Below are 21573 nucleotides of genomic sequence, written 5' to 3'. Positions count from 1 at the left end.
CACTCGGAGGGGATTCCCATGTTCGCGCTGACGCCGAGGCTGGTCAGCGTGCGGGTCCCGCCATGGCGAACTCGAGTGCCCGCTCTTCGGGAGCATCGCTCGCGGCATCGGCAGCTGAGGGAGCGGCGTCGACAGTGGAGGGCGACGGAAGCGTGAAGGTGAGTCCGCCGTTCGAGTGCGCCGACTCCGCGAGGCTCGTGAGCAGCTCGCGGTCGAGCTCGGCGGGCTCCGGGTTCTCGAACACGAAGCGCAGCGGGATGGCGGGCTGCAGCCAGATCGACGAGCGGCCCGTGCCGTCTTCGTGGCGCCACGACATCAGGAAGCTCTCCCGGCGGCGAAGCTTCGCCGTGACGACCACTTTGATGTGAGCGAGGAGGGCCTCGGGGATTTCGATCGGGGCATTGTCGGCCCCGTAATAGAGATAGGCCATTGTCTTGCGAATCCGATCTGTAGTACTGACTCCCCACTTTACTTCATCATCGAACAATTCGCCACTGAAATATTCGATGTTGAATAATCGAGTCAGGTCGGGCAGACTGTGCGTGGACGACTGGTCGACAGGAGGCAGGGATGGGACACTCCCGAGGATCATCCGAGGTGACCGGCAGTGAGGTCCCGGATGTCGCCGAGATACTCGAGCAGCTGAGGCTCGCCGAGGCGAAGCTCGCTCGCAAGCGCCAGCTGGAGTCGGGGTTGACCGACACGGAGCGCTCGGCGATGCGATACCTGCTCGAGCGGGTCGACACGCAGGAGGTCACGCCGACGATGATCGCCCGTGCTCTGCATCTGAGTCCCGCTGCCGGGACCGCGCTCCTCGATCGCCTCGTCAGCCGCGGTCTGATCGACATCGAGCCGCATGCCCGCGATCGCCGGAAGAAGCTGGTGCGTCCGTTCGACCGGAACATGGATCCAGACAAGCTCGACCCGCTCACCACGCGCCTGCGCTCCCTCGCCGCGGAACTGACGGACTTGGAGGCGCGCACCGTGGGGTCGTTCCTGCACAAGGTGCTGGCAGCGGTCGCGTCCGCGAGCCCGCAGACCTCCGGATAGGGGCCCCGCCCACCCTCTCTGCGAGCCGGCGCAACCTGCTGTGCGTGGACGCCGACGGGTACCGGCTGCGCCGGCCGGTGGCTAGCATCGGGGCATGGGCCGGGATGACTCGGCAAGGGCGCAGCGTCTGCGTCTGAAGGCCGGGCGGATGGAGGCTTTCAGCGATGGTGTGTTCGCCATCGCCATCACGCTGCTCGTACTCGAACTCGCCGTGCCGCTCGTGGGCGATGCCCAGCTGCTTCCGGCGATCCTGGAGAGGTGGCCGTCGTACCTGGCGTACTTGGTCAGCTTCGCCACGATCGGCGCGATCTGGATCGGCCACGTCACCATGGCGGAGTACCTCGCGGCGGTCTCACCGGGGTTCCTGCGGCTGAATCTGGTGCTGCTGCTGTTCGTCGCCCTTCTGCCCTTCCCGACGCGTCTGCTGGCGGAGAACCTGACGTCGACCGACAACGAGCGCGTCGCGGTCACCGTCTACGGAGCCGTCCTGTGGATCATCGCCCTGGTCCTGTCGGCGCTCTGGCGATATGCGTTGAAGGACGGCTTGATCCGCAGCGACCGAGGGTCGGCCGAGATCCGCCTGCTGACGAGGCGACTGACGCCCGGGCGTCGCCTTCTACCTCGTCGTCATCGTGGTGGGCCTGTTCTTCCCGACGATCGCGGTCTTCGGCTACCTCCTGATCGCCATCGGCCTGCTGGTGCCGCCCAGGCACTCCCGTCGAACGTCTGGCACCTCGTCGTGAGCCCGTTCGCTCGCGTCGTGGCCGGATGGCGCGCAGATAGACTGGATGCCGCCAGCCTCTGTAGCTCAATGGAAGAGCAGTTGCGTCCTAAGCAAACGGTTGGGGGTTCGAGTCCCTCCAGGGGCACAGTCTCTTTTTGCCTCTGACCAGGGTTTCCCTTCCGGCAGCCGTTCGACGACTACCACCGCGCCCATCCGACAATCGGCTTGATCAGCCGATTGTCGGATGGGCCCTCGTGGCACGAGTGGGTCCCCGAACCGATACGCTCACGCCATGGACCCTGTCACGCCAGCGATGCTCGCGCTGGAAGCAGGCGTGAGCCAGAGGCGGGTTCGAGACATTCTTCGCGACATCTACGGAACCCTGCCGCAGGACACAACTCGTTGGGCACTCGAAGCGTTTCAGGCTGATGAGGTCCGGCAAAGGCTCCGAAATGTCCAGGGCTCGGAGGCAGAGTGGTCGCTGGAGATTGGCGACACAGTTCGTCGTCGTTTGCTCCATCGGCAATATGGCGGTGGGCAACAGAACGGAATCTCAACATCCAGTCGCACCTCCGACATCTTCGTGTTCACCAACCCCTCGCGCGGCTCGCGGTACGGGTACGACCTACTCGAAGGGCTACAGCCAGACGGTTCATTCGCCTATACGGGCGAGGGCACGTCAGGAGACCAGGAGTTCACGCGGGGCAACAAGGCCTTGCTGAATGCCGCCGATGAAGGACGGATTATCCGCGTCTTCACCGCAGCTCCTCCCTACGCGACTTACGTCGGTGCCTTCACGACCGGCGATCCGGTTTGCTCGTTTCATGAGCTGCCCGGTGAGGACGGTCAATTGCGACGCGCGATCCTCTTCAACCTTGTTCCCGTCGATGCCCGGCCCTGGCTGTTGGCGCCGAACCCAGGTCAGCTGCGGGTGCTCAAGCCTCAGCTTGCCCAGTGGAGTCCGCCCGACGCATCCGATGTCAATGTGATCGCTGACGCGACCCAGCTTCCCCCTGGGGATCGGGTCGTGTCTCGAGTCGAGTTCCAACTCCAGGCGGATTTCGGACAATGGCTCATTGACCGAGGCACCCCGCCGAGCCGGCTGCGGCTGCCGGTCGGGGGCGCGATCATCGAGCCCGATATGTTCGTCGAGGCCGAAGGCTGGGTCGTCGAGGCGAAGAAGTCCACTGGTCGCGAGTACGTTCGTATGGCGATTGGGCAGGTTCTGGACTACACGCACAACGCGCGTGGGCTCGACACGCACGTGACGCCGATGATCCTCCTGCCGGGTCGCGCAGAAGCGGATCTTGCGGAGTTGTCCGCTGATCTCGGAATCACACTCGCTTCGCGCGACGGTGACTCGTTCGAACTGCTCCGTCCTCACTAGGCAGCAACGCCGCTGGCGACGATCAAGCGCACCGCCGGAATGTCTGCTGGCGCCCAGTCGAGCGACTCAAGTTCTGAAGGCCTTAGCCAACGCACCTCGGCGTGCTCGGTCAGTTGGGGGACACCAGAAGTCAGCTCGCACCAGAACGTCGTTAGGGTCACAGCGGCGAAGTCGTAGTGGTAGGTCGTCGTCGTTAGCTCACTGCCCACATCAACCGCGCACTTGAGCTCTTCTGATATCTCGCGCGCCAGCGCGTCGCGTGCCGCTTCCCCCCGCTCTACCTTGCCTCCGGGAAACTCCCACCGTGATGCGAGGGGGCCAGCCGGTCCTCGCTTCGCGCACAGCACCATTCCTTCGCGCACGATCACAGCACCGACCACAGTGAGTTGCTTCTGTGTTGCCATCAATCCTCTGTCTTCGGTCAGAAAGGGTCAGCGCGAGCCCTCTAGCCCTGTCTGGGTCAGCATAGTGAGGGCGAACGAAGGCACGTCACTGCCGTGCGGTTTGTGTCCGCATGGCTCTGGGCGGTCGGACCTCACGGCACGAGATCTCTCGCTGCGCTCAATCCGGCATCCGATAGTCACGGCACTCCGTCGCGCCCGAGCGCCGTCACGCCGAGTATCAGGAGGATGCTGACGGGCTGAGCGATGATTGTGTACTGCGAACGGGTTCGACTGGTAGCGGGCCTGGGATGGGCCACGCTACTTAGCCCACGTCACGCTAGAGAGCCTCGAGGCAGCACGTCCATGATTACTTGCGCCCGACGCTCCTTGAAGCTCCCCGCGCGTCCGGCCGTACTTGCCTGACACCGGACCATGGCTACCGATGGGGCGCCGACGAGGTCGGCGCGAAGGTGTGGACCAGGCTTCGGGTGGGAGAAGTCGATCCCAGCACGGGCGCCGTATACGGCGGACCAACCAAGTACGGGTTGCGTTCTCGCGATCGGTTCGTCGTCGACGAAGCCGGCATGGTCGACCTGCAGACGGCGAACGTCCTCGTCGAGCTCGCGATCGAGCAGGGCGTCGGGCTGGTGTTCGTGGGTGACACACACCAGGCGCTGCCGGTCGGACATGCGGGTGCGATGGGTTCTGCGATCCGGCACGCGAACGCGGCGATCGAGCTCGACACGGTGCACCGGTTCCGCGATCCCGACTACGCGGCGCTCACACTCCGGCTCCGGGATGCGGGTGATCGCGAGCGTGCACTGGCGGTTGCGGGCGAGCTTGCCGAACACGGTCACGTCGACCGGGTCGCTCACCACGACGCGGCGCGTGAGCGGATGATCGACGCGTACTTCGACTGGCACGCATGCGGCAAGCGGGTCACGCTGGTATCTGGCACGAATGCTGAGGCGGACGCGATCAACGACGCCATCCAGCAGCGGCGCGTCGATCAGGGCGAGCTCGACGTCCGCGTCGCCGCGTGGGGAATGGGCGAGCAGCGGATCCTTGTCGGCGACACCGTCCAGACCCGTCGCAACGACCGGCTCACGGGCGTCGAGAATCGCGCGCAGTGGATCGTGCGCGGCATCCGCGACGAGTACCTGGTTCTCGTCTCCGTGAGCGACAGCGGCGAGGTGGCGCGCGTGTCCACCGAGTACGCGCGCGAGCACCTGCAGTTCGCCCACGCGTCCACCGTGCACGGTGTGCAGGGCGACACCGCCGATGCGTCGGTGGTCGGGCCGGATGTGGATGCCGCAGGACTCTACGTGGGCCTCACGCGCGGGCGGTTGCACAACGTCGCGATCGTCGCCGCGCGGACGGATGCCGCAGCCCGCGAGTGCCTCGCCGAGTCGATGCAGCGCGGCACACCGGAGCTGACGATGCACGATGCGGTGCGCGCGGCAGAGGCCGAGGTGCGGCGTGCGGCGAGGAACCATGGGGTGGCGATGGTGGCGGGGCCAGTGGGCAATGCGCCGAGTTCGGGGCGCGGGATAGGGATGTAGAGGTGCTCGTTGGTCGGACGCTCAGTGAGGAGAGTCTCGGGCGGGCTATTCGGGCGAGGTCGGATGCGTGATGAAAGGGCGCTCGCGACATCTCCTCGCCCGTCTTGATGAAGGACCGTCTTCCGTGCGCGCTACGACAGGGAGCGCACAAGGCGCTCTGGTCGTACGTGACTGTGCCGTCAAACCTCGTGCCCACGCACGAGCAGGTCATGAAGTTCCGCAACCAGACCATCGCCCACTCGGAGGGCGAGAACGAGAGCACGTACGTCATGGCAGATCTGACCTCGGACGCCGGGTCGGTCACCGTAGACCGCACCCTCGTCGTCACCACCGCGTCGCCGGCGCCGCACACGTTTGTGAACCGCTTCCAGACGCCGGTCTCCGAGCTTTAGGTGCTACTGAAGGCGGAGATCGAGGTAGCGCGCACCGCTGTCATCGCGTCGATTGATAAGCCGCAAGGCATCGACCTCTGGCACGAGGGGCGACAGCCGCAACTGGTGCCGCGGCTGATCTCGGAGTGGGATCCGGACACCCGGCGGCCTCCCTACCCGACCAGCCATGAGATCCCGGTCTACCTCTTCGACGATCCGCAGCCGTAGTCGGCGGAGCTGATGTCGGTGGCCACCGGCAAAATGTCAGCATGTCTCAGCTCTATACAAAGAACGGTCGCCCACTGCAGCGCAGCGGCAACCAACTGCACTCGGGCTCAGGTGTCTACCTGGGCACCATCCAAGGTCGGTACGTCTTCGACACGTCAGGTCAGTACGCCGGCACCATCGATGGCGACCGGGTCGTCTACCGCACTGTGGACTCGGGCCGGATCGCCAGCCCAACGATCGCTGCGCCGCGCGTCGGTCTCGCTGTCGTGCCCGCCGTCCCGGCAGCGATCCTCGGCGACGAGCCGCCGTTCCCGAACTGACGCGACACGCCGCACCTAACTCGATGTAGCAAATCTTTCACTGGCGCCGCTACCATTGGGTCACCAACCTGGCAGCGAGAGGAAGCGCACATGGCGATCCACACCCCCAAGACGCGCGAGGATCTCGCTCGCCTGCTCTCCCCAATGCGGCTCGAGGCCACGCCGTTCGAGCGCGCCGTCGCGGTCGGTGCGGCTGAAAAGCGCACTGTCTCGCCTGCGGCTCCGAAGTCCGGCCCGGAGTACACGCGATGGATGCGCACGATCGAGGCGCTGCACGAAGGACTGATGCTGCTTCAGACCGGATGGCGTCGCGACGACCCAGACAACCTCCCGTACTTCTCGCAGCCGGACCTACGGCTCGGCTTGGTCGTGAGCAGCGGCGGAAAGTTCACCGGCGTCAGCTGGGGCAACCCGAGCACCAAGAACGACAAGGGTGTGGCCTTCGCCCGACGCGTGGACCTCAACGGCCAGGCGACGCTCTTTGGCCAGCCCACGGGCGATGGCGGCGAGTTCCAGGTCGATGACCTGTGGATCCTCCTGTACAACGAGCGGGACGGCATGGTCTTTCTCGAGCTCTCGCACCCGATGTCCATGTCGGGCAAGAAGATCGACACCTGGGACGAACGCATCATCTTCCCGGCGTTCGATCTCGCGCTCGGCTCCTTCTCGTTCGAGGAAGAGACGGAAGAGGACGAGGGCTACGGCTTCACCGTCGCCCGTCGCTAAGGTGACGAGGTTCCACGATGAGCGCCACCTTCATTCCTGCGCGCCTTGAGATGGCGCGCGCCATTCGACAGATGACCGCGACGGATCTCGCCGCCGCGGCCGGCACGACGCCGCCCTGGGTGTCTCAGGCCGAGAATATGAAGAAGACGCCGAGCCCGGAGCTGATCCGCGAGTTCGCCCGCGTCCTCAACTTCCCGCTCGACTTCTTCTATCGCCCAGTCGCGAGCCTGCCGCCGTCTGACGCCTTCCATTTCCGCGCCAGCTCTCGGCTCGCCAAGAAGGACGAGGCGACGGCACGGAGCCTCTCGACCCTCGCCATCGAGCTGTCGGACTGGATTGAGGCGACCTATCGTGCTCCCGAACCCGCGGTGCCGGAGCTTCAGGATCTGATCGACTCCGACGACGAGCTCGCCCCTGAGCAAGCCGCCGAGGCGCTGCGTGGGGCGTGGGGGCTCGGGGTGGCGCCGATTATGAACCTTCTCCAGCTCTTGGAGTCCAAGGGCGCGAAGGTCTACTCCGCAGGAGGGCCACTTCAGGCCATCGACGCTTTTTCGTTCCGCCATGGGGCGACACCAGTCATCTTCTTGAACATCCATAAGTCCGCCGAGCGTCTCCGCTTCGACCTGGCTCACGAACTCGGCCACCTTGTCATGCATGGTGGGTCGCTGAACGTCGAGCCGGGCAAGGAGAAAGAACAGGCTGCCAACGACTTCGCAAGTTCGTTCCTGATGCCGCGCGCCGATGTGCTTGGGGCTATTCGCGGCAACCTGATGCTCGAGGACATCATGGTGCTCAAGCGCCGCTGGCGCGTCAGTGCAATGGCGCTCAACCTCCGGGCCCACCGGCTCGGCGTTATCTCGGAGTGGACGTACGGCACGCTCGCCAAGCAGCTCTCGATGGCTGGCTTCCGGCGCGGGGAGCCGGGATCAGATCTGCGGGCGGAGAGTTCCAGCCTGCTAACGCAGGTCATGAGCGACATGCGTGCACGGGGTGAGGGCTTCGCTGACATCGCGAAGGTGCTGAGCGTTCGAGCCCAAGACGTTCAAGACCTGATGCTCGGCATCGTGACGTTTGCCCTCCAGGGCGAGGGCGTTCAGCGCACGCCGAGCACAGGACGGCTGCGTGATGCGTCGCTTGCTCCCGTCGCAGACATTCGGTCGCGTGGGGACGCTGGGCGCTAGACCAGCTCTGCCCGCACCGCTCCTGATTCAAACGAAGCGAGCTGCTGCTTCGTCGCTTCGAAGCGACCGACGGACGTCGCCCAGGGCGGCTACTACGGGCCCGAGAAGGGCATGACCGGCGCACCGGCACCGGCGAAGCTCTTTAAGCGCGCTCCGGACGAAGGGGTCGCTGCTCGCCTGTGGGAGACCGCCGAGCGTAGGACTGGCGTCTCCATCAAGAGCATCGAATAGTTCACTGCAGTCAGCTCGGCAACTTGTCGGGGTCGGTCATTTGCAGCCGACCCCGATTCTTCGTTGCGAGGACTGCGCGTTCTGGCAACTAGGCCGGGAGCGGCCAGCCCTCCTTCTGGATGCGATCGCGCCAGTACGTAGCCGCGTCGGTGCCGCCTTGCATCGCGACGAACTCACCCGTTCGCTCGGCGAGTGCCGTCTGCGGATCGGTCACGTCGACGAACGATTCCAACGCGATGTAGAGCGCCGTGCCTCCGAGGAACTCGGCGTATTCGCGCGCCGATTGCACCACGGCGAACGTGGCCGGGTTGCCGTGGACGAGTGCATTGCGGATTCGTCGGCGCCGGGCCTCAAGCACTTCCCCTTCCGCCTCGTACTCGGCGATCAGGGCGCTGTAGGTCGCGTGATCGCTGATGCTCGCAAACACGCGCTCGATCCAGGCTCGCTCGTGCTCGAGTCGGCAGAGCGAGATGAAGTCACTCGCCCGATCCGCCAGGAGAAGGATCCCGGGCTGCTTCGGATTGCTCGAGAACCACTCCACGGTTAGCTCGTGCTGCAGGTCGCGGTGTTCGCCGCCCCCGAGCAGGCACATCCCCGCCGCGCGCCGGAGGTCGCCGAGCCACCGCGCGTGTGTCCACCGCTTGCCGAGCAGCGGGAAGAGCGCATTCGGATCGATCGCGGCATGGGCGGCGACATGCTGAACGACCCGGTCGGAGAGCGGGATGACGCTGCTGATGTCCGCCTCGGACGGCTTTCGAAGCGCCATGTCACGGCTGAACGGGTGATCCAGCGTGGTCTGCACTTCAATCGCTGCCGCCAAGAATCGCGGAAGCTCCTCGCGCGCCAGCGCATCAGCGATCCGAGGGCCGTGCTCCTCGATCGCCTCCGACGTCATGCCTGCGCCATAGGTGTCGTCGGGGAATCCCGTGTGATTCGAGACCGCGCGAAGGCCGGAGCCGGCAGGGACTCCGGAGAGAACAACGACATGCTCCGCAAGTTGCGGACGGATCCCACCTGATCGGTGCAGCGCCACGTTGAAGATCACATCGACGATGGCTACGGCTCGTTCGACGGCGCCGGCCGCAGTGGTGTTGCCGAGGTCGACGCGGATGAGTGTCTCGACGTCGCGCTTCTCGTCCATCTTTTCCGGAACGCGGAAGGTGAAGCCGCCCTTCACGATCTCCCAGAGCTCTTCCTTGTGCGCGAAGTCCTGCCGACCCGGTTCGGCGTTCGGCACCGCCCAGAGCGGCTCGTAGAACGACACGCGGCCGGCGGTGAGCTGAACGTGCGCGCGCCCCTTGTACCCGAGCCAGACTGCGACCGGTTCGAGCGTCGCTGGCGTCGCGATGAACGTGCGCGTCGCGTCGACCCGATCGGCGAGCGTGATTGTGGCCTCGCCAATTATGATGTCGTCCGCGTCGCGGCCGAACGCCATGATCGACACGAGCTCACGAAACGCCGAGTCAGGTTCAAGGCCTCTGCGGCGTACTTGCTCGAACAGTAAGTCGGCGATGGGCGCATACTCGCGATGATTGAGCGTCCGGTCCTGAGCGACGTCGACCAGATCGTCCCAGCTCGCGCGTACGGCATCGTCCGACTCGAGCGCCGTGAGAAGGTCTTTGGTCGCCGTGAGGAGCACATGCCATTGAGGAGCAATTCGGGTTGCCCCTGGAGGCTCGGACAAGACCGCGTTGCCACTCGTGGACAGCGCGACGAACGCGGCACGGAATGCTGCCAGTTCGGAAGCGACGTGGGTACTGAGATGCGCCCCCGCGCTCGCGATCGACTGCGCTATATCTCGGTCAAGCGAGTCGCGGTTGGCGCCCTTCTTCCATGCATCGACACCGCTCGCCAGCTCGATCCACTGCACAATCTCTTCTGCGACAACCGTGAGTGGCAGCACGGTCGAGAAGGTGTGACGACGGTCGAGGGAAGAGACCAGGGACTTCAGCCAGGCCGGAGTGTTCTCCGGCCAGTCGTCGCGGACGTTGTAGTCGATCATCATCGGGTGCCTCGGGAGTAGTTCAGTGTCGGGTGGGGTTTCGTCATGTCTGTCTATGACTATGACCGAACTAGACGCTCGCGAGAACAGCCATTGCGTTGTGCTTTTCGCAACGCTGCCGACCGGCGCATTGACGTCCGAACGCGAGCCGTCATACTCAGCAGTCCTCCTCGCCGGGACGCGGCTTAACCGAGAGGAACCCATCCGCGGTTCGTCGGCCGCATTCGATGAGGAAGCTCGCATGAGCGAGAACGAACCGCCCGAGGTGCCGGCCACGGCTCTCGGACCCATCCGCCCGCTGAGCGTGCGCATCACCGACGGTCTGCGAGCGCAGATCGAAGTGATCGCGCAGCTCAACGACCGGAGCGTCACCGAGGAGATCCGTCTGGCGCTGGAGGCCTGGGTCGAGACCAGCAAGTCCGACCCGAAGGTGCTCCACGGGCCGAGACGGTGCGGGCCGAGATCGAACGCGAGGCCAAGACCAACCAGAGCGCGATCGAGGCCATCTTCGGAGGGCTCCCCCGCGTGGCAGTCGCACCACCAAGCAGGCTCCGGCCTGACCCGCGCCAGCCGTCCGGGATCGAGCACCACGGGTGCTCTCCCGGGCGTCTCGGCGCCTCACTCGCTGGCCGTCTCTGGCGAGAGCCGCGGGCGCAGTTCGGCACCGTGTTCGAGGCTGCCGTTTGGTGCATGTTGCTGACGCGCTCCGCTCGACCATGCGTCCCGCTCCGGATCCGTCCGCGCGTGCTCTCCGCCAGCTGAGAAACGCGACCACTTGAGCAGCGACAGTCTCGTCGCTCGTGGTCGCCGCTCTTCCATTTCGGACGGCTTACGTTGCTCAAGTCACAACATCTGGGCTATTGCCACGGCGCGTTCGTTGCCTCATAACTAGGGGCGCAAAGGAGAATGAGCGAAACACGAACTACGCGCTCGAATTGACCACCCGATGAAGCATTCCCAGCTAACCCGACCCGCTCGCTCGTCCCGACGAGCTCCTTCGCGCGCGCATCGAGACGAGGACGCCTGATGCAGATCACCCACCTTCGAATGTCCGGATTCCAATCGTTCGGCCCTGACGTGACGGAGATTGCGCTGCGGGACGTCACCTACGTGCTGGGCCCCAACGGCGCCGGCAAGACGGCCGTGCTCGAGGCGCTCTCGCGACTCTTCAGCCCGCTGTCGGCGCAGCGCAAGGTTCGCCACTCGGACTTCCACATCCCGAACGGGCAGACGGCAGCCGAGGTGCACGCCACTGGTCCCGTGTTGTGGATCGAGGTGGATATCGAGGTTCCCGAGTCGGGTGCTCCAGGCGACCACGCTTCGGTGCCGCCCAACTTTGCGCACATGCGCATCGCCACGGAGGACGGTGTCCCGCGTATCCGGGTCCGCCTCACCGCCACCATCGCTGCCGACAACGTGATCGAGGAGAAGCTCGAGTACATCCTCGAAGCGGATGCGGACGGAGAGCCGCTGCAGCGAGCTGACATGTCGCGCTTCGACCGCGCCAATATCGAGGTGCACTACCTCCCGGCGCGCCGCGATCCGGCCGAGCACATTGCCTACACGACCGCATCGCTCGTCGGGCGGGCGCTTCGCGCCGCGGACTGGACGGCTGAGCGTACGACGCTCGACACACTTTCGAAGAGCCTCACCGACGCGCTTGCCGACAACGACGCCGTCAAGAGCATCGGTGTCCAGCTCGCGGGGGAGTGGAAGGGACTCCACTCGGGCGCCTTCTTCACCGACCCCTCAATCGCGTTCGGCAGTGGGGATCTCGAGAGCGTGCTCCGCCAGCTCACTGTCTCGTTCGCGCCGTCCCCGGCTGGCTCCTCGCTTCCGTTCGATCGACTCAGTGACGGGCAGAAATCGCTGCTCTACATCTCTTTGGTCCTCGCCTGGCAATCTCTCGCGCGGGAAGTGCTGGGTGGCACCGAGACCTCGTTCGATCAGCACCGCCTGCGCCCTCCGGTGCACACGGTCATCGCGCTCGAGGAGCCGGAGAATAGCCTGGCTCCGCGGTACCTCGGCCGCATCATCCGACAGCTTCGCGAGGCTGCGGAGCATGGCGACTCGCAGTCTCTCATCGCGACACACTCGCCTGCCCTACTTCGCCGAGTCGATCCTGAGTCGATCTGCTTCCTGCGCCTCGATGGCGACCGCCAGTCTCAGGTGCGACGGATCGTGCTGCCGACGACGGCGAAGGACGATGCCGCGAAGTACGTGAGGGAAGCCGTGCTGGCATTCCCGGAGCTCTACTTCTCGCGATTGGTCGTACTGGGCGAGGGTGACAGCGAGCAGATCGTGTTGCCTCGCGTCCTTGCTGCGGCCGGTATCGCGGAAGACGATGCCTCGGTTTCGGTCGTGCCGCTCGGCGGACGTCACGTCAATCACTTCTGGCGACTGCTCAACGAGCTAGAGATCCCGCACGTCACGCTCCTCGACCTGGATTCCGGACGGCACCAGGGCGGTTGGGGTCGCGTTCGGAACGCGCTGAATCAGTACAACAAGCTGAATCCAGGCACCTACGCGGATGCGCTGATCGAAGGGCTTCCGAAGTGGAACGACGCCGTCGACTTCCCGGAACTCGTAGATCCGCGCATCGCTGGCGGCGTGGGTCCTGTCAACGCTCTCGAGGCGAAGGGCGTCTACTTCTCGCACCCCGTCGATCTCGACCTCATGATGCTCGAGGCGTTCTCGGGCGCCTACGGAGTGGAGTCGGTCGCTACGCCCGACGACAAGACCATTGCTGCGGTGCTTGGCAAGTCGCACGCAAACGAGAGTCGCCTCCCGAGCGGCGTCCTCGAGCTTTTCGATGACTATCACCGGCTGTTCGATCTGAAGAGCAAGCCCGCGTCGCACCTTCGGGCGATGGCGGCGCTGACCGACGAGGAGCTACTCGAAGCACTTCCCGAGGTACTCGAGCGGCTCGTAGCGGACGTGCGCGCGAAGCTTGGGGCGCTTCCCGAGTGATCCGTCCCGATGACTGGCATCCGGTCGGCGGACTGGACCTCGAACCGAACGCACTGAAGGCCGTTCGCGAAACCACAGCGAATGTCGTCGTCACCGCCGGGCCCGGTGCGGGCAAGACCGAGCTACTGGCGCAGCGTGCAGACTTCCTCTTTCGAACTGGCGCGAGTTTGTATCCCAAGCGGATCCTGGCGATCTCCTTCAAGGTCGATGCGGCCCGAAACCTTCAGTCCCGCGTTCGACTGCGCTCCGGATCGCAGTATGCCGCTCGGTTCGACAGCTTCACCTTCCACGCCTTCGCGAAGCGACTTGTCGACAACTTCCGTCCGGCGCTGACTGGTCAGAGCGCCCTCAATCCGGACTACCGTCTCGACGCGCGCACCCGGATTCAGAACGAGCAGATCACCTTCGACGACCTCGTGCCGCTCGCCCTGGAGATCCTGGAGAAGAACGAATATGCGCGAGGGGCACTTCGGCAGACTTACAGCCACGTCTTTATGGACGAGTTCCAGGACGCCACGACCGCGCAGTATGCCTTCCTGAAGGAGGCCTTTGGCGGCACTGGTGTGCAGCTCATCGGCGTCGGTGACACCAAGCAGCGCATCATGCGCTTCGCGGGCGCGCTCGACGGCATCATGGCGACGTTCGCGGCCGACTTCAGCGCAACCGATCTGCAGCTCTACCAAAACTTTCGATCCAAGCCGCGCCTGCGACGGATGCAGAACCGCATGATCCTCGAGATGGATCCGGGTGCGGCAAGTCCCGAGGCTGATCTCGTCGGTGACGAGGGAGTGCTCCAGGTCCTGCGCTTCGAGACGGACGAGGAAGAAGCAGCAGCAGTGACTTCGATGATCCAGGAGTGGCTTGACGCCGGCGTGCCGCCTCGGGAGATCACGGTGCTGGCGCGGCAGCAACCCCACCTCATTACGAGCGTCCTTGGCGAGCATCTCACCGCCGCTGGCATCCCGTATCGCAACGAGCAGCAGTCTCAAGACCTTTCGACGGAGCCGGCTGCCGCGCTGATTTTCAACTACCTCCGCGTCGTTGCAGATGAAGGGCGACCGTCGGCCTACACCGAGTTGGTGCGCATCGTGACCCGCGGTGGGACTGAGGAGGTCGACGGTGTTCTGGACAGCAAGCTACGGACGCTGCTTCGCGACGCTCGCCTGACCGTGCGCGCGGCAGACTTCGACGCCGCCGAGTACGCGTCGTGGAGCCCACTTATCAATTCGTTCTTGAAGTTCGTGACGCGTCCGTCGCTCAACGCGCTGTCACCTTCGTATCAACAAGGGACCCGGCTGAACGACGTGATCAAGGAGGCGGCTGGCGCCTTCAAGCGTGAGCTGGCGATCGATGGCGATCCGATTGCGGCACTCGACCGACTATCGGAGGAGGACGCCATCCGGATCCTGACGGTGCATAAGTGCAAGGGGCTCGAGTTCGAGAAGGTTGTCGTCTTTGGAGTGGAACCCCAGTTCTTCTGGGGCAACGACAACGACGTGAAGTCGGAGTTCTTCGTCGCAATCTCGCGAGCAAAAGACGAGCTCGTCCTCACCACGGCTCGTCACCGCACGATGCCTGACGGCGCGAGCATCCGCTGGCGTGAGGACTCGTCTCCGCACGACGAGCTACTGGGGTATGCCGATGAGTCCTGAATGCGCACGAGGTACGAGCCCGTTCGATCCGGCGGAACGGAGGGCCAGGCCGACGGGCTCCCGCGCAACCACGCGATCGTCATAGGTCACTACGCCCGCATGATCAAGCTCATGGAGACCTTGATCCGCCAGATTGCCGATGGGCACGGCGGGGATCAGCAGATCGCCGTTAGTCGCGAGTTCATCGACTCGGTTTCGACCGTGATGTACCTCCTCGGTGATCCGGGAGATGGAAGTCGCTACACGTCCTATGTGATGGACAGCCTCATTGCGGAGCGCGAGTTCTTGAAGGAGGTCCGCGAACAGGTCGCGCAGCGCAACGACGTCATGCTCCCGATTGAGGAGCGGATCAACCGCTCTATCGCTGAGACGCTCAAGACCGCTGGGATGCGCGAGGAAGACATTCCATCGCGCCGGAACAAGTCATTCAGGCGCGTCGTCCGTCCGGGGCCCTTCCAGGTTCGTCATCGACATCGAGAACGAGCTGCGCCGCATGCTGAAGGACTTCGCGTTCACGATCGATGCCGACGGGTCACTCGCCGAGATCGTCGGCCTCGCGGAAGCCGAGTGGAACAGTACGGCAGCTCTTCGGGAGACGCGCAGGTTCTCGAGGTGCGCCCCGCGGACTACACGCGCGCGGGCAACTTCCTAGGCCCGCACGACCACGATGACCCAACGAACCAACCCCATCCGCCCGTGACGCCCCGCCAGCGTGCACTGCCCGCATGAGGATGCCGCCGGGCCGGCCCTCGAGCCACGGTTGATCAGTTGATCAGGGAAGGATGGATCGCCCCACGCGGTGCTTCCTCAGCGCCTCATCGGATGGCCACGTTCCTAGCCCCGGGAAGTGTCGGCCGGTCTCCTGCAGCCACCGGTCGAAACTGGGGATCCGAACTCTGCCCGCGCGTCGCGTAGACGACTCTTCGCGCCAATAGCCGACACCGGCGAGTACGAGGCTGAGATAGTCGGTGGCGAAGTCAATCCAAAGGCGGTCGGGATTGAAGAACTCGCGACAGTCATAGACCGAGATTCTGTCAGCATGGCCGAGACCATTAGCTTCGCCAAGCGCGGCCCGCAAGCTGCTTTCTAGGTGCGCCCACTGCCGCGGCATTGCGGAGCGCTCAACCTGCACGGTCGTCATGCAATTGATGACGGCCGTCGCCCACGTCGCGGTGTCCGTGGCGATGTCCCACTGCTGCAGCAGCCGATTGATCGGCAGTAGCGCATGGATGAGCGCCGTCCCGCTGGCATGGCGGCGGCTCCATCGAAGCTGCGACTCCGTCATCCTTCCTGAAACGAGCGCAGCCGAGAGGGATCCCGCTGCGGATACGACGTCTGTCATCGTGACCTCCCGAGCGAATCCTGTACCGGACTTCCGACATTCGCGTCGCGCCAGAGCAGCATGGCGTAGGAGCGACATCGCATTGGCACCGCGCGAAGGCGCCACCCACGTGCATCGCCCGGTTGGGGATCGCGACGTTGGACGTTCGTCCACCCGTAGAGGGACCCCTTGCCCGACATGCGCAGTTCCAGCGCGTTCTGGAATGCTGTGGGGATGACTTTGTGGTCGCGCCTGCGCAGGAGCGGTGGTCAAGCCGCTCCAGAGGCGGGTCACGTCCCGGTGTCCAAGCCGAACGCTGACCACGCTGGACAGTTCGCGTTGTTGCTCGGCGAACTCGAGCGGCGTCTCGCGAGCCAGGACCGAAGGATGGCGAACACGGAATCTCGCTCCGGCGTGCTCATCGCCTCGTCAGCGGTGTTCGCCGGGCTCTTGGTAGCAACGCCGATGTCCTACGAAGTGCTCGTGGCGCTTGTGGTGAACATCGCGGCGGCGGGATTCGGTATCGCCACAATCTTCCCGAAGTCGATCGAGGAGCTGAAGCCAGGGAGAGTTCGGCAGCGACTGCTCGAGACGGACGTCGACTCGGCCAGCCTCTACCTAGTTGACCAGTACTTGTCACTAATCGAACGACGAGAAGCGTGGATCTCACTGCGCATGCGGCTGGTCAAGGCGGGCCTTGGCCTGCTGGGCGTCAGCCTCATCCTTGCGGCCGTCGCTATCTCACGTGGGCTGTGAGAGGAGGTGACATGGCGAACAATAGCGATGCCTCCTGGCCGCCCAAGCCGGAAACGGACGATGCGGCATTCGAACGCGCGACGGAGGGGCAGGAAACGATTCTCGGTACCGGCGGTAAGCCGCCGCGCGAGCGCTTTATCGAGACCGCACGTCCGCACGACGAGTGACCTCCCGAAAGGGTCCCGGCCGAACGTCAGGGCCCTTCCGGCTGGCGGCGATTCGGCGGTGTCGATGTCGGGCGGCTGCGAATAGTGCACGCGTAGGTGACTATCAGGCGTCGACGCCGAAGGCGCGCAGCAGTGGCACGCGGGGGATCATCCGACGCGGGCCGAGCTGGACCGTGGGGATGGTCCCGGCTTCAATGCCGAGCTTGATCGTGCGGTAGTCGACGCCGACGAGCTTCGCGGCATCCTTCATTGTCAGTGCCAGACATCTTGTGATCGATTCATGGTCCCGTCCTTCCGTGAGCCAGCATTGTCAGTCTCCCTTCGTCGCAAAGTACCACACGTCTGAGCCAAGATCGACACTCTTCTTCGCGGATCCTCGATGACCTGGAATAGTGGGCTTCATGGCAGACGTCGAGGCGTATGACTTCAGCGACGCACGCATTGATCTCGGCAGCGGGGTGACACTGCCGAAGTCGTGGCACGCGTGTGTGTCGGGTGAGCAAGACGTGCCCGGCACGATCACCGTTCGCGTGGAGTGGGATGACACACTCGGACGCACGGCTGTCGTCTTCGCTGCCCTCGAGCGCGAAGCGCAGGGCGTCGATATCACGAGCCAAGTGCTCCGCGAGGTGCGAACGCACTGGATCATGACGAGGTCAGCTCTCGATGTCGTCACCGTCGACGTCCGCACTGAGGGTGGCGACCAGGTCGACCGCATACCGGTGCGCGATTTCCTCATTCGCGTGCGGGCGCAGGAGGAGCGCGAGCCCATGGAGTCCCTCCACGCCGCGATCTCCGTGTATCGCGTCGCGACAGCGATCAGCTATCCGCCGCTGAAGCTCATCGCCGACACTCTCCAGATCAGCCAGAGCACCGCGACCCGCCTCATGAGTCGCGCACGCGACTCCGGTCTGGCCCCCGAAGTCCGCATCCAGGAGCCGCGGCGCGCGCCGGCTGTCGACCCCTACAACCCGGGCGGGGCCTACGACCCCACGGCGCCCCACCAGGGGCCGGCTCAGCCCGGTGGCCCGTCAATGGGACGCTGAGCAGTCAATCGGTGCCGCCGCAGGGAGACCTGGTCGGGGATCAGCGGCCTTCTGGGGCGGTTTGAGCAGATTGCTCGGGATTCGAAGCCAAATGGCCGTTTCTGCAGAGCGACGATGCCATGACTATCCGGTCTCCGCTCGAACTGCGGAAGCCGATCGGAGGGAATGATGCGGGCACCTTCGCGGTGCCTGAACTCGTGAACTCCTTCTGTCGATTGTCGTGTGCTGACGGCAGCCCGCCATCGCGTGAGGTGGCCTCGCGCGGACGCTTGAGCCTAGGTGTACCCGGCCATGAGGTTGGTTCCGGTTCGGGTCTTGTGAAAGGAGAGAACCTCCGGGCTTAGCCTCGATCCACCGATTGGGCTGGGTGCTGAGTGGGCGTTGTGACGCAGAAATGCCTCTCTGACCGGGAAGAATAGAGCTTGTCTAAGGTCCTATTCACCCTGCCCGAGAGGCATCTCGTAGATGCAATTCAAGCACGCTCCTGCCGCGGTGTCGGCAGTGTTCGATGATCCGAATCTCGTGTCGACTGCGGGTCTGGTCCCGATGCTCCGGCTCGCGCGCTCCGTGGGGCTCGACGAGCTGACACGGTCCCGGTTGAGCGTCCCGACGGACAAGGGCGCGAACGCCGGCGCGAAGGTGATGGCGCTGGTGGCGGGGATGCTCGCCGGGGCGGACTCGATCGACGACATGAACCTGCTCCGCCACGGCGGCATGGGGCGGCTGTTCGACCGGACATACGCGCCGTCGACGCTGGGATCGTTCCTGCGCGAGTTCCGTTTCGGGCACGTCCGGCAACTGGACGCCGTCGCATCCCGGCTGTTTGCGAACCTCACCTCGCGGGCGCCGCTGCTGCAGGCCCAGCCGGGTGAGCCGGTGATGGTGGATCTGGATGACACCATCATCGAGGTCCACGGGTATCAGAAGCAGGGCGCCGGGTTCGGATACTCCGGCGTCCGCGGGCTGAACGCGCTACTGGCCACCGCATCGACGTCGACGTCGGCGCCGGTGATCCTCGCTCAGCGGTTGCGGCAGGGCAAGACCGGGTCTCCGAAGGGCGCCGCCCGGATCGTCGGCGACGCCCTCGCCGTCCTGCGCCGCACCAGCGCCGCGACCGGTGTTCGACCGTTGCTGCGAGCCGACTCCGCGTTCTACGGCCACGCCACCATCGGCACCGCGATCACCGCCGGCGCCGACGTGTCCGTCACCGTCCGGATGGACCCCGCCGTGAAGACCGCGATCGCCACCATCCCGGATGATGCGTGGGAGATGATCGAGTACACCGACGCGATCCGCGACGAGACCACCGGGCAGTGGATCTCGAAAGCCGAGGTCGCCGAGGTCCCGTTCACCGCGTTCCGTTCGAGGAAGAAGGCGGAACGCGTCGAAGGGCGGCTGGTGGTGCGCCGCATCCCCGACCTGAACCCGAGACAGGTGGAGCAGCCGACACTGTTCGACACCTTCCGGCACCACGCGTTCTTCACCACCACCGACAAGAACGCGATGGGCACCGTCGTCGCGGACAAGACCCATCGCGGCCACGCGATCATCGAGCAAGTCCACGCCGATCTCAAACACGGGCCGCTCGCGCACCTGCCCTCCGGGATATTCACCGCGAACAGCGCCTGGCTCGTGCTCGCCGTCATCGCGTTCAACCTCACCCGCACAGCCGGTCTCATCGCCGACAGGGCCGGACGATTGGCGAGAGCGACGACCGCGACGATCCGCCGCACCCTGATTCACGTCCCGGCGCGGCTGGCGCGCTCCGCGCGCCGTGTCACGCTGCACCTGCCCGAGACCTGGCCCTGGCAGAACGCGTTCACACGGCTCTTCGCGAACACGCACCCACCACCGTCACCAGCCACCAGCTGACCACCGCCGCACCCGCGGCACGACCGAGGACCCACGTGGACGACCGGGATGCGACGCCCGGACCTCGCCCCTGCCCTCGACACGTCACCACGCGGCGATCACGCAGCCCCGGCCCACCCAAGGTTCATCGGTGGATCGAGGCTAAGGCCACCGGTAAGTGGTCTACCTTCTTGAACCACACCGCCGCCGCTACTCAGATTGCCTCGTTCCTCGACACGGCCATCGCCGTGCGATCGGCCGCCACCGGGTGAGGCTCAAACAGGCCTTGGCGAACTTTTCGGGTTCCTCGTTGGTCGTGATCATGCCTGCTACCTGGCCCAGTTCATGTAGCTGGCTGCGGGTGAGAGCTCGCGTGTCCGCCAGACGACGGATCCTTTACCGTACCGCGCCAGGCCCGAATGTGGATCGCTTCTGCGGGGACGCAACTTGCGGTTTTGCTTTGCCGCGATGTCGCTGCCCTGAAGTACGTTTCGAGCATGGACTGGGGAAGCGTGGCTGAGTGGGTCGCGGCGATTGGTACCGTGGGTGCGCTCTTGCTCGGCATCGGCCTGTTTGCTCGCGAGAGATCGATCGGCCGCCGAAAGAGCGTCGATGACCTAATCACATGGCTTTCGTGGCGCGACGTTCCGGACCGTGAGCAGGGCGTGCGCCTAGAGACCACCGTCCACGTCTGCAACCGGGGATCGAGGGCGGTGTACGCGCCACTACTCTTCTACCCCGACGCGCGCGGAGGCTATGGGTCGGAGATCATCAGCGCCAACGGCCGGCCGGCCATGCTTGCGCCCGGCACCGAGACTCAGCACGTTGTCCAAGGCGTGCCCCGCAACGCCATCGCTCGGTACGTGATGATGACGAGCGACGAGGGTCGAGTCTGGATCCGAAAGGTGGACGAGCACCGATACGTCAACGCGGTGGTTCACACGCTTCTGGTGATCCTCCTCGTTCTGTTCGAGCGGAGCGACGGTGCCAGCGCGCGTCGGCGGCGTCAACGAGTGAAGAGAGCCCAATCGACTCTTGAACCGGTCGGCAACTCAGCCCACGCGAGGTGACGGCGACTCGCAGCGTTTGCGGACGGGGCGCCTAACGCACGCCGAAGCGCCCGTACCCCCAACCTCCTTCTTCGCGCGAGGCTCGAATAGGGATGAGCGAGAACGCGCATGGTCGCCTTACGGTTCCCCATATGCGCCGAGTGCGGCCTCCTTACCCCGATCCGTGAAGTATGGCTCGTCCACATCTCGTCCGTCGTCTCGGGATCTACCGGTGCTCTGTGAGTTCGCGTGGGCGCAGCGGCTGCTGAGGGATGAGAGCCGTCACTGGGCCGTCCACTCCGCAGGCGGCGCGTCGCCGATGTGCGAGGCGCTCGGCAACTCCAGTAGCGAAGCGCCGTCTGGTCCCGTCTCGTGCTGCAGGTCGAGATAGCAGCGAACGCCCTGCCGGAACGGTCGTGCGCCCGCGAACCCGCGGCGTTCGCCTTTCCGAGTGATCGTGGTCTTGCTCACCGGGTAGGTGAAGGGTCCGATGGTCTCGACCGCGGCGATGAACTGCCGGTAAAGGTAGATAGCGAACGCGGGCTGACCAGTCAGGTGCCGCTCGACGGTCCACTCCACCTCGCCACCTGCGGTCA

At 65.1% G+C, this 21573-nt stretch carries 22 protein-coding genes, 1 tRNA gene and 1 pseudogene; 18 read left to right on the top strand and 6 right to left on the bottom strand.

All coding sequences use genetic code 11. The annotated features are described in order from the left end of the window. Nucleotides 1-43 precede the first annotated feature (43 nt). Nucleotides 44-430 carry a hypothetical protein gene (locus ACIWQI_RS02880; protein WP_396655577.1) on the bottom strand — a complete coding sequence of 129 codons (387 nt, stop codon included), beginning with the start codon at nt 428-430 and terminating at the stop codon, nt 44-46. A 167-nt stretch (nt 431-597) separates the two neighbouring features. Here ACIWQI_RS02880 and ACIWQI_RS02875 point away from each other — a divergent pair, with 167 nt between their 5' ends. The 4 genes and pseudogenes from ACIWQI_RS02875 (at nt 598) to ACIWQI_RS02860 (ending at nt 3161) form a co-directional block, all read left to right on the top strand. Further along, nucleotides 598-1050, top strand: a complete 453-nt coding sequence (locus tag ACIWQI_RS02875; RefSeq protein WP_396655576.1) for a MarR family winged helix-turn-helix transcriptional regulator — start codon at nt 598-600, stop codon at nt 1048-1050. Nucleotides 1051-1144: 94 nt separating this feature from the next. Next, nucleotides 1145-1447, top strand: a pseudogene (locus ACIWQI_RS02870) (TMEM175 family protein); the annotation flags it as partial. Nucleotides 1448-1847: 400 nt separating this feature from the next. Then, nucleotides 1848-1919 (top strand) — tRNA-Arg (locus tag ACIWQI_RS02865). A 147-nt stretch (nt 1920-2066) separates the two neighbouring features. Beyond that, nucleotides 2067-3161, top strand: coding sequence for a hypothetical protein (locus ACIWQI_RS02860; protein ID WP_396655575.1), 1095 nt, complete (start codon nt 2067-2069; stop codon nt 3159-3161). On the opposite strand, the gene ACIWQI_RS02855 is transcribed toward ACIWQI_RS02860, so the two are convergent. Next, nucleotides 3158-3565, bottom strand: coding sequence for a (deoxy)nucleoside triphosphate pyrophosphohydrolase (locus ACIWQI_RS02855; RefSeq protein ID WP_396655574.1), 408 nt, complete (start codon nt 3563-3565; stop codon nt 3158-3160). The two genes, ACIWQI_RS02860 and ACIWQI_RS02855, sit on opposite strands and share 4 nt — an antisense overlap. A 524-nt stretch (nt 3566-4089) precedes the next feature. On the opposite strand from ACIWQI_RS02855, the gene ACIWQI_RS02850 reads away from it, so the two are divergent. The 6 genes from ACIWQI_RS02850 to ACIWQI_RS02825 all read left to right on the top strand — a co-directional run bounded on the left by ACIWQI_RS02850 (nt 4090) and on the right by ACIWQI_RS02825 (nt 7932). Beyond that, nucleotides 4090-5106 carry an ATP-dependent RecD-like DNA helicase gene (locus ACIWQI_RS02850; RefSeq protein ID WP_396655573.1) on the top strand — a complete coding sequence of 339 codons (1017 nt, stop codon included), beginning with the start codon at nt 4090-4092 and terminating at the stop codon, nt 5104-5106. 167 nt (nt 5107-5273) lie between these two features. Then, nucleotides 5274-5498: a hypothetical protein gene (locus tag ACIWQI_RS02845; protein ID WP_396655571.1), complete on the top strand. Its 225-nt coding sequence runs from the start codon at nt 5274-5276 to the stop codon at nt 5496-5498. Continuing rightward, nucleotides 5499-5705 (top strand): hypothetical protein, encoded by a 207-nt coding sequence (locus tag ACIWQI_RS02840; protein WP_396655570.1) that lies wholly within the window; start codon nt 5499-5501, stop codon nt 5703-5705. Nucleotides 5706-5746: 41 nt separating this feature from the next. Then, complete coding sequence (locus ACIWQI_RS02835; RefSeq protein ID WP_396655569.1) at nt 5747-6025, top strand: hypothetical protein; 279 nt, start codon at nt 5747-5749, stop codon at nt 6023-6025. A 90-nt stretch (nt 6026-6115) separates the two neighbouring features. After that, the gene (locus ACIWQI_RS02830; protein ID WP_396655568.1) at nt 6116-6751 is read left to right on the top strand and encodes a hypothetical protein; all 636 of its coding nucleotides are present in this window, start codon (nt 6116-6118) and stop codon (nt 6749-6751) included. 17 nt (nt 6752-6768) lie between these two features. Continuing rightward, entirely contained in the window at nt 6769-7932 is a 1164-nt protein-coding gene (locus ACIWQI_RS02825) for a helix-turn-helix domain-containing protein (RefSeq protein WP_396655567.1), read from the top strand. A gap of 319 nt (nt 7933-8251) precedes the next feature. Here ACIWQI_RS02825 and ACIWQI_RS02820 read toward each other — a convergent pair whose 3' ends face one another. Continuing rightward, complete coding sequence (locus ACIWQI_RS02820; protein ID WP_396655566.1) at nt 8252-10165, bottom strand: hypothetical protein; 1914 nt, start codon at nt 10163-10165, stop codon at nt 8252-8254. A gap of 1026 nt (nt 10166-11191) precedes the next feature. Here ACIWQI_RS02820 and ACIWQI_RS02815 point away from each other — a divergent pair. Genes ACIWQI_RS02815 through ACIWQI_RS02805 form a run of 3 tightly spaced genes read left to right on the top strand, consistent with a single transcriptional unit; the run spans nt 11192 to nt 15516 of the window. Then, nucleotides 11192-13135: an ATP-dependent nuclease gene (locus ACIWQI_RS02815; protein WP_396655565.1), complete on the top strand. Its 1944-nt coding sequence runs from the start codon at nt 11192-11194 to the stop codon at nt 13133-13135. Further along, a complete protein-coding gene (locus ACIWQI_RS02810; protein ID WP_396655564.1) occupies nt 13132-14787 on the top strand; it encodes a UvrD-helicase domain-containing protein in 1656 nt (551 codons plus the stop codon). Before ACIWQI_RS02815 ends, ACIWQI_RS02810 begins: the two co-directional genes overlap by 4 nt. Next, on the top strand, nt 14788-15516 hold the full coding sequence (locus ACIWQI_RS02805) for a hypothetical protein (protein ID WP_396655563.1): 729 nt from the start codon (nt 14788-14790) through the stop codon (nt 15514-15516). It begins immediately after the preceding gene. 43 nt (nt 15517-15559) lie between these two features. Here ACIWQI_RS02805 and ACIWQI_RS02800 read toward each other — a convergent pair whose 3' ends face one another. Beyond that, nucleotides 15560-16072: a hypothetical protein gene (locus ACIWQI_RS02800; protein WP_396655562.1), complete on the bottom strand. Its 513-nt coding sequence runs from the start codon at nt 16070-16072 to the stop codon at nt 15560-15562. A 225-nt stretch (nt 16073-16297) separates the two neighbouring features. Between ACIWQI_RS02800 and ACIWQI_RS02795 the strand changes: the two genes are divergently transcribed. Next, nucleotides 16298-16864, top strand: coding sequence for a hypothetical protein (locus tag ACIWQI_RS02795; protein WP_396655561.1), 567 nt, complete (start codon nt 16298-16300; stop codon nt 16862-16864). Nucleotides 16865-16875: 11 nt separating this feature from the next. Then, nucleotides 16876-17031, top strand: a complete 156-nt coding sequence (locus ACIWQI_RS02790; RefSeq protein ID WP_396655560.1) for a hypothetical protein — start codon at nt 16876-16878, stop codon at nt 17029-17031. 103 nt (nt 17032-17134) lie between these two features. Here the strand turns inward: ACIWQI_RS02790 and ACIWQI_RS02785 are convergent, their stop codons facing one another. Then, a complete protein-coding gene (locus tag ACIWQI_RS02785) occupies nt 17135-17281 on the bottom strand; it encodes a DNA-binding protein (protein ID WP_396655559.1) in 147 nt (48 codons plus the stop codon). A gap of 151 nt (nt 17282-17432) precedes the next feature. Between ACIWQI_RS02785 and ACIWQI_RS02780 the strand changes: the two genes are divergently transcribed. The 3 genes from ACIWQI_RS02780 to ACIWQI_RS02770 all read left to right on the top strand — a co-directional run bounded on the left by ACIWQI_RS02780 (nt 17433) and on the right by ACIWQI_RS02770 (nt 20998). After that, entirely contained in the window at nt 17433-18077 is a 645-nt protein-coding gene (locus ACIWQI_RS02780) for a hypothetical protein (RefSeq protein WP_396655558.1), read from the top strand. A 465-nt stretch (nt 18078-18542) separates the two neighbouring features. Further along, the gene (locus ACIWQI_RS02775) at nt 18543-19949 is read left to right on the top strand and encodes an IS1380 family transposase (RefSeq protein WP_396655557.1); all 1407 of its coding nucleotides are present in this window, start codon (nt 18543-18545) and stop codon (nt 19947-19949) included. A 476-nt stretch (nt 19950-20425) separates the two neighbouring features. Beyond that, nucleotides 20426-20998: a hypothetical protein gene (locus tag ACIWQI_RS02770; RefSeq protein WP_396655555.1), complete on the top strand. Its 573-nt coding sequence runs from the start codon at nt 20426-20428 to the stop codon at nt 20996-20998. A gap of 261 nt (nt 20999-21259) precedes the next feature. Here ACIWQI_RS02770 and ACIWQI_RS02765 read toward each other — a convergent pair whose 3' ends face one another. Next, the gene (locus ACIWQI_RS02765; protein WP_396655554.1) at nt 21260-21556 is read right to left on the bottom strand and encodes a hypothetical protein; all 297 of its coding nucleotides are present in this window, start codon (nt 21554-21556) and stop codon (nt 21260-21262) included. Nucleotides 21557-21573 lie beyond the last annotated feature (17 nt).

Origin of the sequence: Microbacterium sp. (assembly GCF_044508325.1) — a bacterium.
Taxonomy (GTDB): domain Bacteria; phylum Actinomycetota; class Actinomycetes; order Actinomycetales; family Microbacteriaceae; genus Microbacterium.
Note: the sequence above shows the minus strand (reverse complement) of the source record. Positions and strands in the feature narration are given on the sequence as shown.

Coding starts and splice junctions, on each gene's coding strand:
- ACIWQI_RS02775 (WP_396655557.1), top strand. CDS start 18,543: ATGCAATTCAAGCACGCTCCTGCCGCGGTGTCGGCAGTGTTCGATGAT.
- ACIWQI_RS02780 (WP_396655558.1), top strand. CDS start 17,433: ATGGCAGACGTCGAGGCGTATGACTTCAGCGACGCACGCATTGATCTC.
- ACIWQI_RS02815 (WP_396655565.1), top strand. CDS start 11,192: ATGCAGATCACCCACCTTCGAATGTCCGGATTCCAATCGTTCGGCCCT.
- ACIWQI_RS02855 (WP_396655574.1), bottom strand. CDS start 3,565: ATGGCAACACAGAAGCAACTCACTGTGGTCGGTGCTGTGATCGTGCGC.
- ACIWQI_RS02790 (WP_396655560.1), top strand. CDS start 16,876: ATGGCGAACAATAGCGATGCCTCCTGGCCGCCCAAGCCGGAAACGGAC.
- ACIWQI_RS02860 (WP_396655575.1), top strand. CDS start 2,067: ATGGACCCTGTCACGCCAGCGATGCTCGCGCTGGAAGCAGGCGTGAGC.
- ACIWQI_RS02825 (WP_396655567.1), top strand. CDS start 6,769: ATGAGCGCCACCTTCATTCCTGCGCGCCTTGAGATGGCGCGCGCCATT.
- ACIWQI_RS02785 (WP_396655559.1), bottom strand. CDS start 17,281: ATGAAGGATGCCGCGAAGCTCGTCGGCGTCGACTACCGCACGATCAAG.
- ACIWQI_RS02835 (WP_396655569.1), top strand. CDS start 5,747: ATGTCTCAGCTCTATACAAAGAACGGTCGCCCACTGCAGCGCAGCGGC.
- ACIWQI_RS02830 (WP_396655568.1), top strand. CDS start 6,116: ATGGCGATCCACACCCCCAAGACGCGCGAGGATCTCGCTCGCCTGCTC.
- ACIWQI_RS02805 (WP_396655563.1), top strand. CDS start 14,788: ATGCGCACGAGGTACGAGCCCGTTCGATCCGGCGGAACGGAGGGCCAG.
- ACIWQI_RS02770 (WP_396655555.1), top strand. CDS start 20,426: ATGGACTGGGGAAGCGTGGCTGAGTGGGTCGCGGCGATTGGTACCGTG.
- ACIWQI_RS02820 (WP_396655566.1), bottom strand. CDS start 10,165: ATGATCGACTACAACGTCCGCGACGACTGGCCGGAGAACACTCCGGCC.
- ACIWQI_RS02880 (WP_396655577.1), bottom strand. CDS start 430: ATGGCCTATCTCTATTACGGGGCCGACAATGCCCCGATCGAAATCCCC.
- ACIWQI_RS02800 (WP_396655562.1), bottom strand. CDS start 16,072: ATGACGGAGTCGCAGCTTCGATGGAGCCGCCGCCATGCCAGCGGGACG.